Origin of the sequence: Paenarthrobacter sp. JL.01a (assembly GCF_025452095.1) — a bacterium.
GTDB lineage: Bacteria > Actinomycetota > Actinomycetes > Actinomycetales > Micrococcaceae > Arthrobacter.
Window position 1 is genome coordinate 2,320,701 of the sequence record NZ_CP104877.1, and the last position, 12,009, is coordinate 2,332,709.

Annotated in this window: 10 protein-coding genes and 1 tRNA gene; 7 read left to right on the forward strand and 4 right to left on the reverse strand. The window is 63.3% G+C overall.

Annotated elements, in window-relative coordinates; genetic code table 11:
* Positions 1-12: 12 nt before the first annotated feature.
* Both N5P29_RS10930 and N5P29_RS10935 read right to left on the reverse strand, forming a co-directional pair.
* Positions 13-2,112 carry an acyl-CoA dehydrogenase family protein gene (locus N5P29_RS10930; RefSeq protein WP_262275006.1) on the reverse strand — a complete coding sequence of 700 codons (2,100 nt, stop codon included), beginning with the start codon at positions 2,110-2,112 and terminating at the stop codon, positions 13-15.
* A 47-nt stretch (positions 2,113-2,159) separates the two neighbouring features.
* Entirely contained in the window at positions 2,160-2,924 is a 765-nt protein-coding gene (locus N5P29_RS10935; RefSeq protein WP_262275007.1) for a TetR/AcrR family transcriptional regulator, read from the reverse strand.
* Here N5P29_RS10935 and N5P29_RS10940 point away from each other — a divergent pair.
* The 3 genes from N5P29_RS10940 to N5P29_RS10950 are packed head-to-tail and all read left to right on the forward strand — an operon-like array spanning position 2,923 to position 6,546.
* On the forward strand, positions 2,923-4,275 hold the full coding sequence (locus N5P29_RS10940; protein WP_262275008.1) for an acetyl-CoA C-acetyltransferase: 1,353 nt from the start codon (positions 2,923-2,925) through the stop codon (positions 4,273-4,275). The genes N5P29_RS10935 and N5P29_RS10940 overlap by 2 nt on opposite strands.
* 10 nt (positions 4,276-4,285) lie before the next feature.
* Entirely contained in the window at positions 4,286-5,626 is a 1,341-nt protein-coding gene (locus tag N5P29_RS10945) for a 3-oxoacyl-ACP reductase (RefSeq protein WP_262275009.1), read from the forward strand.
* Positions 5,623-6,546, forward strand: a complete 924-nt coding sequence (locus N5P29_RS10950; RefSeq protein WP_262275010.1) for a MaoC/PaaZ C-terminal domain-containing protein — start codon at positions 5,623-5,625, stop codon at positions 6,544-6,546. Before N5P29_RS10945 ends, N5P29_RS10950 begins: the two co-directional genes overlap by 4 nt.
* Positions 6,547-6,646: 100 nt before the next feature.
* On the opposite strand, the gene N5P29_RS10955 is transcribed toward N5P29_RS10950, so the two are convergent.
* Positions 6,647-6,729 (reverse strand) — tRNA-Leu (locus N5P29_RS10955).
* A 263-nt stretch (positions 6,730-6,992) separates the two neighbouring features.
* Between N5P29_RS10955 and N5P29_RS10960 the strand changes: the two genes are divergently transcribed.
* Both N5P29_RS10960 and N5P29_RS10965 read left to right on the forward strand, forming a co-directional pair.
* Positions 6,993-8,297 carry a M20/M25/M40 family metallo-hydrolase gene (locus N5P29_RS10960; protein WP_262275011.1) on the forward strand — a complete coding sequence of 435 codons (1,305 nt, stop codon included), beginning with the start codon at positions 6,993-6,995 and terminating at the stop codon, positions 8,295-8,297.
* A 28-nt stretch (positions 8,298-8,325) separates the two neighbouring features.
* The gene (locus N5P29_RS10965) at positions 8,326-9,486 is read left to right on the forward strand and encodes an acyl-CoA dehydrogenase family protein (protein WP_262275012.1); all 1,161 of its coding nucleotides are present in this window, start codon (positions 8,326-8,328) and stop codon (positions 9,484-9,486) included.
* An 8-nt stretch (positions 9,487-9,494) separates the two neighbouring features.
* On the opposite strand, the gene N5P29_RS10970 is transcribed toward N5P29_RS10965, so the two are convergent.
* Positions 9,495-9,728, reverse strand: a complete 234-nt coding sequence (locus N5P29_RS10970; RefSeq protein ID WP_262275013.1) for a DUF5703 family protein — start codon at positions 9,726-9,728, stop codon at positions 9,495-9,497.
* Between the two features lie 39 nt (positions 9,729-9,767).
* Here N5P29_RS10970 and N5P29_RS10975 point away from each other — a divergent pair, with 39 nt between their 5' ends.
* Positions 9,768-10,016, forward strand: a complete 249-nt coding sequence (locus tag N5P29_RS10975) for a hypothetical protein (protein ID WP_262275014.1) — start codon at positions 9,768-9,770, stop codon at positions 10,014-10,016.
* Between the two features lie 302 nt (positions 10,017-10,318).
* Positions 10,319-11,992 carry a sugar transferase gene (locus N5P29_RS10980; protein WP_262275015.1) on the forward strand — a complete coding sequence of 558 codons (1,674 nt, stop codon included), beginning with the start codon at positions 10,319-10,321 and terminating at the stop codon, positions 11,990-11,992.
* Positions 11,993-12,009: the final 17 nt, after the last annotated feature.

Genomic DNA, 12,009 nt, shown 5'->3' on the forward strand with positions numbered 1-12,009 from the left:
ACAGAAACGCTGCTAGCGGGACTTCGCCGCTTTCAGTGCCAGCAAGGCTTTCTCGTCGGCGGGGGCGCTGCCGCTGGCGCGCTGCTCGCGGAAGAATTGACGTGCCTCGTCCTGGCGCTGCGCTTCAGCTCCCGTGGCGATCCGCGCGCGGAGGTGCTCGGGGCCGTAGCCGAAGGCATCCACCAGATCCACTGCATGCGGTCGGATCTTGACCAAAAGGCGGTTGATGTAGGTGCCTACAGTCCGGCCTCGTTGCATGGAAAGCCGGCCGTTCATGAGGTACCAGGACAGGTGCTTCTCAATCAGGGACAGGCCAAAGAGGTCACGCAGCCAGGTCAGCACCTGCTTGGTTCCCTCATCCGCGGCCTGGGCCAGGGATTCGGTGAACGCCTCCCACTGGAGCAGTTCCGCGTGGGCCTGGGCTGCTTCGATGAGTTCGTGCTGGTGCTGGTTGAACAGTGCCGCGGCCTGGTGCTGGGGAAGCTTATTGGCACCCTTCAGCGCCGCTCCGACCTCGGCAACCATCGACTGGACACGGTCCGCGAGCAAGGTCCGCTGGCCTTCCTCGTCGCGCAGGGCCAAGGCCGCCTTCTGAACCGAACCGTTGTCCGCCACGAACTGCGCCACCTGCCGCAAGCCGGTCCGGTGCAAGGCCACACCTGCGGCCTGGTCCACGACGTAGCGTGCCAGCACGCCAAAGTCGGCGCTCCGGAATTCCTTGGCGTAATCGGCCAGAAGCCGCTTGGCCACCAATTGCAGCAGGACGGTGTTGTCACCTTCGAACGTCACGTAGACATCGAGGTCCGCACGGAGGGAGGCGAAACGGTTCTCGATCAGGAAGCCTGCGCCACCGCACGCTTCGCGGCATTCCTGCAGGGTATCCAGGGCGTGCCAGGTGCTCAGGGGCTTGAGGGCTGCGGCGAGCGTTTCAAGGTCCTGGCGGTCGGCGTCGGTATCGTGCGCGCCGGAGAACACGTCATCGAACTTCTGGAGCAACTGTTCGTGGGCGAAGCTTGCAGCATACGTGGTAGCCAAGCGGGTGAACAGCCGGCGTTGGTGCCGCTGGTAGTCCAGGAGGACTTCTTCATCCGTGGCGGAGGAGGCATTGAACTGCCGGCGCTCGGTGGCGTACTGGATGGCCGTTTTGAGTGCCACCTTGCTGGCGGCAACAGCGGCACCGTCCAAGGAAACCCGCCCCTGGACGAGGGTTCCGAGCATGGTGAAGAAGCGGCGTCCCGGGCTTGCAATGCTGGAGGTGTAGGTACCGTCGGCAGCGACGTCGCCGTAGCGGTTCAAGAGGTTGGTGCGCGGGATCCGGACATCGGTGAAGTGGAGGCGGCCGTTATCGATACCGTTCAGTCCGCCCTTGATGCCATCGTCTTCGCCGCCGATGCCCGGCAGGAACTCCTTGGTAGCCGGATTCCGGAGTTCCACGTAAAAGGCGTGGACGCCGTGGTTGACGTTCTTGGTAACCAGCTGGGCGAACACCACCGCCGCGAGACCATCATTGGCCGCGTTGCCGATGTAGTCCTTCCATGCAGCACGGAAGGGGGTGTTGATAACGAATTCCTGGCTGGCGGCATCGTAGGTGGCGGTCGTGGCGATGCTCGCTACATCTGAGCCGTGGCCGGTCTCCGTCATGGCGAAGCAGCCGGGAATGTCCAGGCTCATGATGCCGGGCAGCCACTTGTCGTGGTGTTCGGCGGTCCCGAGGTGCATGACGGCGGAGCCGAACAGTCCCCACTGCACGCCCGCCTTGATCTGGAGGGAAGGGTCTGCCGTGACCAGTTCCTCGAAACCGGCGATGTTTCCGCCGTGGTCATCCGAGCCACCCAGGCGCTTCGGGAAGGCGCGGTGGACCGCGTTGTTGTCCACCAGGAACTTCAGCTGTTCGAACACGCGTGCACGGTGCTCGGTGTGCTGCAGCCCCTCGATCTTCTGAACGGCGGGGTTGCCGGCCACCTCCCGCGCCTGGCGCCGGATTGCGGCCCATTTACCGAGGAGCTGCTCACCCAGGGCCGCGACGTCGACTTTCGGTTCGGCGGCAGTGGCGGCGTCCTCGCGTCCTGCCGGCTTGTTGGCCGATGAGGCCCGGTCCACTACTTCAGTCATGTTGATTCCTTCTTTGGTTCCGATAACTGATGAGTCATTTGGTGCTGTCATGTGGTGGCCTTCAGCTGCGGGGCGATACCCAGGCACAACCAGTCGGTGATCTGTCCGGCCATCGCCGCCTGGTCCGGCTTTCCAGCGCCCGCGGGACTTCCGAGCCACATCTCGCCGGCGTTTCTGACCAAACCAATGGCCGCTGTGGGCCAAAAGACGATTACCGCTTCCTTTTCGCCGCCGAGATGCTCACGCATGGGCGTGGCGATCATCTCGGTGATCTGCTCGAAAAAATTCCCCAATGCACCGGACGCCGCGATGGCATCCTGCGCGGATGCTTCACCGGGCGTGAGCCTAGTGATGAACGCGTAGACGTTGGGACTCGACTCGGCCATTTGCAGGTATGCGGACACCATGGCAAACAGCCCTTCGCGGGGTGTTTGAGCGAGCTGGGCAGCTTCCCGCATGCGGCGCTGCATTTGCCCCAGGACCACCTCACCCATGGCCTGTTGGAGGCCGGCCTTGTCACCGAAATACCGGTAGAACACCGACTTGGAGGTGCCCGCGGCGCCGGCGATGTCCTCCATGGAGGCATCACTTCCGAGTCGGTGAACTGCCTTCCGCGCGGCCTTGATGAGTTCGCGACGCCGTTCTTCACGATGGGACTGCCAGCGGGAGGCACGGCCGTCAATCGCCGCGGAGGCCCCGCCCGGGGGAGCCTCTGCGGCAGTAGGGAATTCCTGTTGGGGGCTGTTCACGATACCCAGCGTATCAGGTACGCTGGGTATCAGTAACTGGCAATGATCGAAGGAGACAAGCATGGCTGAAGAAGACGCGACCACCGGCCGAAGCCCGGAACGCACCACCACACCCCAGCAGACGCGACGCGCCTTCGTCGTGGGCGGCAACCGCATTCCTTTCGCCCGTACTGGCGGCGCCTATGTGAAGTCCTCCAACCAGGACATGCTCACGGCAGCATTGGAAGGGTTGATTGCCAGGTTCGGGCTGCAGGACGAACGCATCGGCGAAGTGGCTGCCGGGGCCGTCCTCAAGCACTCAAGGGATTTCAACCTCACCCGCGAGGCAGTCCTGGGTTCTGCCCTGTCACCGGAGACCCCCGCCTACGACCTCCAGCAAGCGTGTGCCACAGGCTTGGAGACAGTGATCGGCCTGTCGAACAAGATCAAGTTGGGCCAAATCGAGTCCGCCATTGCCGGAGGCGTGGATTCGGCATCAGATGCACCTATTGCCGTCAGCGAGGGTCTCAGGGAAATCCTGCTCGACCTCAACCGCGCCAAGACTCCAATGCAGAAGTTGAAGATCATCGGCCGCATCCGGCCCAAGGACCTGGCCCCGGATGCCCCCAACACCGGCGAGCCCCGGACGGGGCTGTCGATGGGTGAACACCAGGCCCTTACGACCGCGCAGTGGAACATCAGCCGCGAGGCCCAGGACGAGCTTGCCTTCAACAGTCACCGCAACCTTGCCGCCGCCTATGAGCGCGGGTTCTTTGATGACCTCATCACCCCGTACCGAGGCCTTAGCCGGGACTCGAACCTTCGCCCCGACACAACCCTGGAAAAGCTTGCAAACCTGAAGCCTGTCTTCGGCAAAAACCTCGGCTCCGAGGCGACCATGACCGCGGGAAACTCCACACCCCTGACCGACGGCGCATCGACAGTTCTGCTGGCAACGGAAGAGTGGGCGGACCACCACAAGCTGCCAAAGCTTGCCACGGTCCTGGACGGAGAAGCGGCTGCGGTTGACTTTGTCCACGGCAAGGACGGACTGCTGATGGCCCCCGTCTTCGCTGTTCCCCGCCTGCTGGCACGCCACGGCCTGACCTTTGAGGACATTGACTTCTTTGAAATCCACGAGGCCTTCGCCGGGACTGTCCTGAGCACGCTGGCAGCCTGGGAAGACGAAGAATTCGGCCGCAACCGCCTCGGGCTTGATGGCGCGCTGGGCAAGGTCGACCGGGCAAAGCTCAACGTCAATGGTTCATCACTGGCCGCAGGCCATCCGTTTGCGGCGACCGGCGGGCGGATTGTGGCTTCCCTTGCGAAGATGCTCCATGAAAAGGGAACTGTTGACGGGCGCCCGGCACGCGGCCTTATCTCAGTCTGCGCCGCAGGCGGCCAGGGTGTAGTCGCGCTTCTGGAAGCAGCATAGGGGGAACTCAATGACAGACAAGTACACACAGCTCGTCAGCCAGGGCCTGGGCAGGAATGTTGCGAAGAAGCTGGGCTTGCCTCAGCCCGTGGAGCTGCGCCGGTACAAGCCGGGCGCACCGCTGGTGACCGGGCCGGTCCTGGTCAGCGGTGACAGCGCAGGAAGCGACGACGTCGCCACCACCCTCCTCGGCTGGGGACTGGATGTTCGAAGGAATGCCCTCCCCAAGGAAAAGCTGGGCGCCATCATCCTGGTGCTGGACGCCGTGCAGCATCCGGAGGACCTTTCCAAGACAGTGCTGGCGGCGGCAGCTTCCCTCCGTGACCTCGCACCGAATGCCCGGGTGATCACCATGTCCCGGACGCCGCAGTCAGCACCCACGCCTGCCTCCGCGGCGGCCCGCCAAGGCATCGATGGATTCCTGCGTTCCTTGGCCAAGGAGTTGCGGTCGGGAGCCACAGCCAACGGGATCCTCCTCGACGACGACCTCGCCACCACCAGCCCGTCGGCACTTGGCGCCTTGCGTTTCTTCCTTTCAGGCCGCTCGGCCTACGTGGACGGACAGTTCCTGACCGTCTCCTCGGCCTCGGGAGCACTGCCTACGGACTCCGACAAACCTTTGGCAGGCAAGGTCGCGGTTGTCACCGGAGCCGCCCGGGGGATCGGGGCGGCCATTGCGCGCACCCTCCACCGGGACGGTGCAACAGTGGTCGTGGTCGATATCCCGGCCGCCGGGGAGCACTTGGCAGCAGTGGCCAACGAAGTCAGGGGCACGGCGCTGCAGCTGGACATCAGCCGGGCCGACGCCGGGCACCGGATCATCGAACACGCCGTGGAACGCCACGGCCGCCTGGACATCGTGGTGCACAACGCAGGCATCACCCGGGACAGGCTCCTTGCCAACATGGACGAGGGCAGATGGCAGTCCGTTATTGCGGTCAACATCGCCGCCCAACTGCGGATCAACGAGGCACTCCTGGCATCCGAGCACTTCAGGGCGTTTCCGCGGATCGTGTCGGTGGCTTCCACCAGTGGCATTGCCGGCAACAGGGGCCAAACCAATTACGGAGCATCAAAGGGTGGCGTGATCGGTATGGTCAGGTCCACTGCAGCCTTGCTGGAACCGTATGGCGGAACCATCAACGCGGTCGCCCCGGGCTTCATTGAAACAGAGATGACAGCAAAGATGCCGTTTGCCATCAGGGAGGCTGCCCGGAGGCTGAATTCCTTGAAGCAAGGCGGCCAGCCGCAGGATGTGGCCGAAGCCATCGCCTTCCTCGCCAGTGATGCCGCAGGTGGCATCTCCGGAGAAGCGCTCCGGGTGTGTGGGCAACAGCTGGTGGGAGCATGAACACTCCGCAACCCGTAGTTCTCGGGGAGCTTCCCTCGCTGTCCCGGCTCTACGTCAACGCAGCAACGATGGCGGCGCGCCGCCGTGTCCTTGGCGCCACCACTGACGGCACCCGGCTGCCCGCGGTCAGCCACGAAGTACATGGCGTCAGGGCCGACGTCGAAAACCTCACCGCCTACCAGCACCTGGTAGGGGAGACGGCCAGCGACACCCTGCCTGCGGGCTACGTCCATGCACTGGCTTTCCCTGTGGCCATGAGCGTGATGAACCGGGACGACTTTCCCTTGCCACTCCTGGGCATGATCCACCTCAGGAACCACGTGGAGCAGCATGCCGGTATCCACTTCAGCGAATCGCTGGACATCAGGGCGTGGGCGGAGAACATGACAGGTCATCGTGCGGGGACGCAACTGGAAGTGGTGGCCGAGGTCCGTTCACATGGCGGCGGGGACCTGCTTTGGCGCGGGGTGTCGACCTACCTGGCAAAAGGCGTGTTCCTCCCGGGCATCGACAAGCCGGGCGCACCTTCAGGATCCACACCGGGTGATTTTTCGGCGCCGGATCCGACCGCCCTGTGGCAGCTCGGCCTGGAGACCGGGCGCTCCTATGCCACGGTCTCAGGTGATTTCAACCCCATCCACCTGAGCGTGCTCTCGGCCAAGGCCCTGGGAATGCGGGAGTCCATTGCCCATGGAATGTACTTGGCATCCCGCGCCCTGGCCGACGTTGGAGCCGTCAAGTCGGAAGCATTCACCTGGGATGTGGCTTTCGAAGCACCCGTCTTCCTGCCGGCGAAAGTGGCTTTGGACATTGCCACCGTCCAGTCCGGCCCGGGTGCATGGGAACGCTCCGACTACGTGGCCTGGAATCCTCGCAGCGGAAGGCGCCATTTCTTCGGGGCGGTATCGGCATTGCCGTAAATAACCCCGGGATCACCAACAAGCGGCGCCCACCACGGTGGGCGCCGCTTCCCATAAACAAACAAGGCCTGGAATCCGTGGATTCCAGGCCTTGGTCTTGTGCGCGGAGGGGGACTTGAACCCCCACCCCCTTTCGAGGACTAGCACCTCAAGCTAGCGCGTCTGCCATTCCGCCACCCGCGCAGGTGGTGTTCGATCGGACACTCCAGTACCTTTCAGTACTTCATATTCCGCCGAAGCAGCGAGAAAAACTCTAACACGGTTTCAGGTGCCTGAAAAATCGAGGACCGACACCGGGCGACGACGTGTCCCAGGAAGACGTGGACACCGAGGATTCCCCACCCGGGGTCCAACTGATGAGTAGGCTGAAGGTACACGGGACGGGCCGCGGGCAAGGCCGCGCGCGTCACCGGAACCTGCAGCCCAGCCACGCAAGGAGAGTTTCCATGTCTGCCATCCGCCCAGAAGACGAAGTTGTCAGGATCTGCCAGGAGCTCATCAGGATAGATTCCTCAAACTTTGGAGACGACACCGGGCCCGGCGAACGTGCAGCCGCAGAGTACACAGCCGGCCTGATCACCGAAGTCGGCCTTGAGGCAGAGATCTTCGAGTCCGCCCCCGGCCGGGCCAACGTCGTGACCCGGCTGGCAGGGGAAGATCCCAGCGCTGACGCATTGGTGGTGCATGGACACCTGGATGTCGTACCGGCACTGAAGGACCAGTGGAGCGTTGACCCCTTCAGCGGCGAACTGAAGGACGGACTCGTGTGGGGCCGTGGAGCCGTCGACATGAAGGACATGGACGCGATGATCCTCTCCGTCATGCGCGACTTCGCCAGGACCGGACGCAAACCCAAGCGCGACATCATCTTTGCGTTCTTCGCCGACGAAGAGGCCGGCGGCACGTACGGCGCCCGGTATGCCGTGGAACACCGCCGCGAACTCTTCGACGGCGCCACCGAAGCGATCTCCGAAGTCGGCGGCTTCTCCGCCACCATCGGCGGCCAACGGACCTACCTGCTCCAGACGGCAGAAAAGGGCCTGTCCTGGTTGCGGTTGGTGGCGCACGGCCGGGCGGGACATGGCTCCCAGATCAACACCGACAACGCAGTTACCCGGCTGGCCGCAGCAGTTACCCGCATCGGCGAATACAAGTGGCCCGTGGAGCTGACCCCCACTACCCGGCAGTTCCTGGACGGCGTTACTGAACTGACCGGCGTCGAATTCGATGCCGACAATCCCGACATCCTCCTCAAGGAGCTCGGAACCGTGGCCCGCTTCGTCGGCGCCACCTTGCAGAACACCTCCAACCCCACGTTGCTGCGCTCGGGCTACAAGCACAATGTCATCCCGGAATCCGCCGAGGCGTTCGTGGACTGCCGGACCCTGCCGGGCCAGCAGGAACTGGTGTTCGAGACCATCAAGCAGTTGGCCGGTGACGGAATCGACATCAGCTACGTGAACAAGGATGTTTCCCTCGAAGTGCCCTTCGCCGGCAACCTGGTGGATTCGATGATCGATGCCCTGCACTCGGAGGACCCGGGAGCCAAGGTCCTTCCCTACACGCTCTCAGGCGGCACGGACAACAAATCCCTGAGCAAGATCGGCATAACGGGGTACGGCTTCGCGCCGCTCATGCTGCCGGACGAACTCGATTTCACCGGGATGTTCCACGGCGTCGACGAGCGGGTGCCCGCCGAATCCCTGCAGTTTGGCGCCCGCGTACTGAACACGCTGCTCACCAACTACTAAGCGGCAAGCGATCCAAGGAGGCCCTGTTATGACGCCCGAAGAAATCCTCCCCGATACCCTCCTCGAACGCCTGCGCGGCCGGGCCGCAGGATACGACCAGAACAACCAGTTCTTCCATGAGGACCTGGAGGAACTTGCAGCGGCCGGTTACCTCACCTTGTTCGTCCCGGAGCACGACGGCGGCAAGGGACTCGGTCTCGAAGCGGTGGCTGCGCTGCAGCAACGGCTCGCCACGGCTGCCCCGGCCACCGCTTTGGCGGTCAACATGCACTTGGTGTGGACCGGCGTCGCGCGTGTCATGGCGGCCCGGGGTGACGACTCGCTGGACTTCGTCCTCAAGGAAGCCGGGAGAGGCGAAATTTTCGCCTTCGGCATTTCCGAGGCCGGCAACGATTCCATGCTTTTCGATTCCGGCACAGTCGCGGAGCCGCTGCCAGATGGTGGATACCGCTTTACGGGGCGGAAGATCTTCACCAGCCTTTCGCGTGGATGGACCCGGCTTGGCACCTTCGGCAAGGACGCGGACGCCAGGGACGGCCAAGGGGAGCTGGTTTTCGGCTTCATCCACCGTGACGAGCCCGGACACGAGACCTTGAGCGACTGGGACACCCTGGGCATGCGTGCGAGTGCTTCGAACACGACGCTGCTGCATGGGGCAGTCATTCCCGCTGAGCGCATCTTCCGGAAGCTGCCTGTGGGACCCAACCGGGATCTGCTGATCTTTTCCATCTTTGCGTGTTTCGAGACGTTGCTGGCAGCCGTTTATACGGGCGTCGCGGAGAGGGCCTTCACCTTGGCCGTGGACAACGTGAAGCGTCGTGTTTCAGCGAAGTACGGAGGGCGAAGCTACGCGCAGGACCCGGACATCAGGTGGAAGGTGGCCGAGGCGGCCTTGGCGATGGACGGCATCTACCCCCAGATATCGTCAGTGGCCCGCGACGTCGACAACCTCGTGGACCATGGCGCCCAGTGGTTCCCGAAACTTGTGGGGATCAAATCCCGGGCCACGGAGAACGCCCGCCACGTAGTGGATCTGGCCATCCGGGTGACCGGGGGATCGAGCTACTTCCGCGGCTCGGAGATGGAACGCTTGTACAGGGATGTCCTGGCCGGAATTTTTCATCCGTCCAATGACGAATCCGCCCACAATACTGTTGCCAGCGCCTGGCTGGGACCCCTCGAGGGCTAGCTGCGGTCCTAGACAGTGCGCTGCACGGAGTACACCTTGCGGCGCAACCAGAAACGTCGTCCGCCGCCCATGTAGAGCACGCTTCGTTCCAGTTCCCACTTGCCGTACTCGGAGTGTTCGGCCAGCCGTTGCCTGGCGTCGGGGAGCGAATCGGCGGGTCCCACTGTCAATACGAGGTATTCGTACTGGCGGGCGTAGTCTCTTTGGCGCTCCACGGAGCTGCCGGGAAATTGTTCTCTCATCCCTCTCCATTTTCGTCTTTTTCCGGCTAACGTGAAGTCATGAGCATCGATCCGCGTGTCGCGCTTCAATCATTGACCGCCGCCCTGGAAGAACACCTGGCCGCCGCCTCGGCACGACGCGGTGAGGGTGATCCTACCGTCGAAGCCGCTTTTTTCGCCGTTGCCGACGCCTTTGAAGTGTACGAAGACGCCCTCTACGAGACATTCTCCGAGGTCACGCCCCTCCAGGTATTCGACGACGAGGATGAGGACGATGACGACGAGGCGCTTGAGAGCGTCGACGACTGAACTGTCCTTGCATTGAACTGTCGTTGAACTGAACATCCTTTCAACCGGCCGCCCTCCGGCGGCCGGTTTTTTGTGCCCTTTTCGCGCCGCGATTGTCCCACTGCAGGCCCGGATTCACGGGCGTTTCGCTGTCCCACGAGGGCACTGAAACACGTAGTGCCCCCGCCGCCAGCTAGGTACTCGCACGTAGCAGCCGTGGGTAAGGCTGCGCAAACTTGAGTACCGACTACTGGTGCGCCCCTCTACGGCCAAAGCTTCACTGATATGTAGGCAATGGACGGTCTGCGAAGAAGGCTGACAAGGTGAAAGTTCCAGTCGTGCGTTTAGGCAAGGCGGCAGCACCCAAGGGTGCAGGCCATGCCGCCGTGGGAACGGCCTTCCCAGCGGAACAGCTTATTGCCCACGTCAATCCGCCGATGTCTCCCTGGATTGACAAGTCCGTTGCTGCACAACGGACTGAAAAGGCGGGACTGGCGGCGCCCAGGCCGGATGTCACCCTGGACCTCGTGCCGCCAGTCACCCACCGCCGCTCACGCGTCAGGGCCCCACACCGGAGCCGCCAGGACTGGACACATGTCCTGGTCACCTGCCTTCGCGTCGCCGACACCCTTTTGGTTTCAGCCGCGGTCACAGCCGGCTATGCGCTCAACACCGGAGGGCTTCCTTTCGCCGCCAGCCCACCCGGTCTGCGCCAACTGACCCTGTTGATAATCCTCGGGATCATCTGGCTCGCTGCCCTGGAGGTCTACCGGACCCGGGACCCGAAAGTGCTTGGCGTTGGTGCCGAAGAATACAAGCGGGTCCTGTCCGCCAGCTTCCGGGTGTTCGGTTTCCTGGCGATCGTCGCCGTCGTTTTCCGGGTGGAGTCTGTCAGCTCCTATGTCCTGGTTTCCCTGCCGCTGGGCATCGTGGCCTTGACCGGCAGCAGGTGGAGCTTCCGCAGGTGGTTGACCCGGGAAAAGTCCCGGGGGCGGTGCCTGTCCCGTGCCATCGTGGTGGGGGAGCCGCAGGACGTCCGCTACGTCATCAAACAGATCAACCGAAAGTCCGGCGCACCCTACGACATCCTGGGTGCTTGCCTCCCTGGCGCGAGGAAGGGCGCTGTGCTGGTCGTCGACCAGGTCCGCGTACCCGTTTTGGCATCCCTGTATGGAATAGCGCACACCGTCCGCCAGACCGGGGCAAACGCTGTGATCGTGGCCGGACCCGTACCGGGAGGAAACCAGTTCATCCAGGAACTCGGATGGCGCCTGGAGGAAGACGCCGCCGAACTGGTTTTGGCAGCCACACTGACCAACGTGGCGGGCCCGCGGATCCATTGGCGGCCGGTGGAAGGTCTGCCGCTGATGCACATGGACATCCCGCACTATTCCGGGGGCAAACACACCCTCAAGCGGCTCATGGATATAGCCGTTTCCGCCCTTGCGTTGATTATCCTTTCGCCCATCTTGCTGCTCCTGGCCCTGATCATCAGCGCAGACAGTCCCGGACCGGTCCTTTTCCGCCAGGAACGGATCGGCAAGCAAGGCACCACATTCCGGATGCTGAAATTCAGGTCCATGGTGGTCGATGCCGAAGCACGCCTGAACGAGCTCGACAACCAGGACGAAGGAGCCGGCGTCCTCTTCAAAATCCGCAGCGACCCCCGTGTCACCACGTGTGGCCGGTGGATGCGCAAGTACTCACTGGATGAACTGCCGCAGTTCTGGAACGTCCTGGTGGGAAACATGAGTTTGGTGGGTCCACGCCCACCGTTGGCGCGGGAGGTCAATGGCTACGAACGCCATACGCACCGACGGCTCCTGATCAAGCCCGGTATCACCGGGCTCTGGCAAATCAATGGACGGTCCGACCTTCCGTGGGATGAAGCGGTCCGGCTCGATCTTTACTACGTGGAGAACTGGTCCATCGCGGGGGACGTGATGATCATGTGGCGCACCTTCAGGGCCATGATCCGGCCGTCGGGAGCCTACTAGTCACGGCAATTGAGGCC